Below are 2,578 nucleotides of genomic sequence, written 5' to 3'. Positions count from 1 at the left end.
GGTTTGCCGTAACGACAGTGCTACCCCTTACGTGTCATAACTGTTTCAATCGCACCCTTAAACCTCTTCTGCTATTACCAAAGTTGGATCACCCTATGAACCCAGCAGGTATCGACACGAGCGCACTACTCACCATGCTGGGCTTGATTACCGCAGTGTGGGCAGTCGTGCCAAGCACTGCCAGGCTCAGTTTTCGGTTGAGCCTGAACTGGCTCGACTGGCTGATCATCTGGGCTGCGTTACTCACTATCCATGGGCTTTTCTTCCAGCCCATACTCACCACACTTGGGTTCCCTACCTTTGGCCCCTGGTTGTGGGGCTTTGACAAGAGCGCAACCCAGTACGTTCTGTTCATTCTACTCGTTGCATTCGTCTACTTCCGTTCGCGCAGGACGAGACTGACGCGGTGGAACCTCGGACTCTTCGATGATCTGACCACGTCACTCTTACACGCCGGTAAGTTCGAGGAACTCGCCGACTTACTACATCGTCATCTCGCATCGGCCCTGAACCTGGCTGCCTTTAAGAGCGTGCGAAGCCGATTGGCGAATGTCATTCGCCCGCGGCGTCCCGGCTTCCAAGTCGTATTTCAAGACGACGGTACCATCTCGTTGGGAGATGGGGCTCCGACGAACTGGCTATTTCGAAAATGGTTTAGCTTTCGCGAATGGCTTGCCGACCTGGTTGGTTCTTCGCAGCGCGTGCAGCGCCGTGCTGCCATCGTCGTGAAGCGGCTGCTATCATCCCGCCGTCTGGCCGAACACCTCGCCATCGCTCGACCCTACCTCTGTATAGAAGTTATGGAGCGCGCAACACGCTTTGAGGAAGGATTCCAAGACGAATTCTTTGACGCACTGTTGGCCAATGAGGCCAGCGTCTTCTATAGCGAGCTCAAGAATAACCAAAACTTTGGCGGGGGCGGACACCGCTTAGCGCTCCCTGAGGAGAACCGTCTCTTGCGGTTCTATTGTGTTGATGTTGATATGGCCGCCCGTCTCGGGGTTTACCGGTCTGTCGGCGAGGCCGTACTCGCGCGAATTGATGCGGATGAAGCTCTCGAAAAGAAGCTCAATGGCCGGCTACTTACCTTTCAAGATGTCGGAAAACACCACGATCCGGTTTATGCAGGTATCGAGTTCTTCAAAATCATGGTTTTAGAGGGGCTGCATCAGCGTGTGGCCGACCACTTGTGGTTGCACTATATGCCTCATTTCGCCAGTCGCCTGGTCGACCGCGCTCGTGAAGTTCGGCCGGAAGACGAAAACCACGAGTTTCCTACGCCGCTGGGCTTCCTGCTTTACCAAGTCGTTGACACTACTGCGGTATGGGTGAGAGACGCCGAAGCTCTGACGAAGCCTGGTGAAGTGCTACGTCCTGACAAGCTCGAAGGCAATCACATCTACATTTCCTTCGAAGCCGCTGAAGCCATAGGCCGGGTTATCCAACCCATCCTGATGTCGTCAAATGTGTCTAGCCGACTTAAACACGAATTGCTTAGTATTGCGCTCACCACTCTGCGAGACCTGGAACAGATCAAGCACTTAGAGCCGCTGGCCAGGGTGATGCAGACGCACCTCATCCAACCCTACGGATTCAGGAAGCAGGACGAATATCTGTGTGTCCTGAAGCAATACTTCGATGGACAGGACCATGTGCTTCGCGCTCACTTGGGACGCTTTAGGGAAGAGCTCCACGCTGCTCGGGAAGCTGCGCTCTGAGAACTACCTTACGTCCAATCGAAAATTCCCTATGACTTTTGCGAGGCCAGATTTGAGGCTCCGAATATCACAAATGGCTCGATTGCAGCCTTTAGTGGCCGGCAGCAATCGGCCAGAAGCAGTCTCTCATTGTCAGTATCACTACTCAGCAAATTTCGCGGAAGGAGTTCTGCACCATGGTCAGCTTGTCTCGTTCCTACCGCACATCAGCAGGGTAAAAACTCAACATTGAGGTAATCCAATTGGTCTCTCGTAGCCTCAATTTTACCGATGATGAGTTCGAGCGAGTCTTTGGAGAATTGTACAAGTTCATGCTCAAGCCCCCGCTTACTGAATTTTATTTTGACTTGGGTGTACCCATCCTCATTGGTGTGCATCCAATTCGCATGAACGACCTTGTTGCGAAGGCTTCCACATTCCCGAAGGTCTGATAGAAGCTGTGAAAACCAGGCAGGCTGATCGCCTATGCCACGGAAAAAATCGGATGTGAATCGCTCGAACAAATCTAACTTAGTGGCATACATCATATTGCCCACGATCAAGAGGCCTTTTTGATCTGTTCGATCAGATATAAATCTGCATAGAATATTATCGATGTCCGCCTCAAGTGTGTTAAACCAGAGGACAACCTCTCCGATTAGAGGTATCAACTCGTAAACGTATTCATACGCATTATCTGTATCTCCGAGACCTTCAATAATCAGTTGGCCGACGGGTATGGTCCTGGTTCTCATGGGTATCCGATCCTATGAATTCGTCCGGCGCATACAGTACCGTCAAAGCAATTATCTTACCAGCGGCATTAGGTCGACCAACTCTGACGAAAATCTACCGGTAAGTGTCAGCTATGGGTAGAAAGC

General features: G+C 51.8%; 2 protein-coding genes. One reads left to right on the top strand and one right to left on the bottom strand.

Annotated elements, in window-relative coordinates; translation table 11 throughout:
• Positions 1-95 precede the first annotated feature (95 nt).
• Positions 96-1,718 (top strand): hypothetical protein, encoded by a 1,623-nt coding sequence (locus N5D48_RS26000; RefSeq protein WP_279888994.1) that lies wholly within the window; start codon positions 96-98, stop codon positions 1,716-1,718.
• A gap of 206 nt (positions 1,719-1,924) precedes the next feature.
• Here the strand turns inward: N5D48_RS26000 and N5D48_RS25995 are convergent, their stop codons facing one another.
• Complete coding sequence (locus N5D48_RS25995) at positions 1,925-2,452, bottom strand: hypothetical protein (protein WP_279888993.1); 528 nt, start codon at positions 2,450-2,452, stop codon at positions 1,925-1,927.
• Positions 2,453-2,578: the final 126 nt, after the last annotated feature.

The organism is Pseudomonas sp. GD03858 (genome assembly GCF_029840925.1).
In the GTDB taxonomy this organism is placed as follows: Bacteria; Pseudomonadota; Gammaproteobacteria; order Pseudomonadales; family Pseudomonadaceae; genus Aquipseudomonas.
This window is presented reverse-complemented; position numbering and strand designations above follow the sequence as displayed.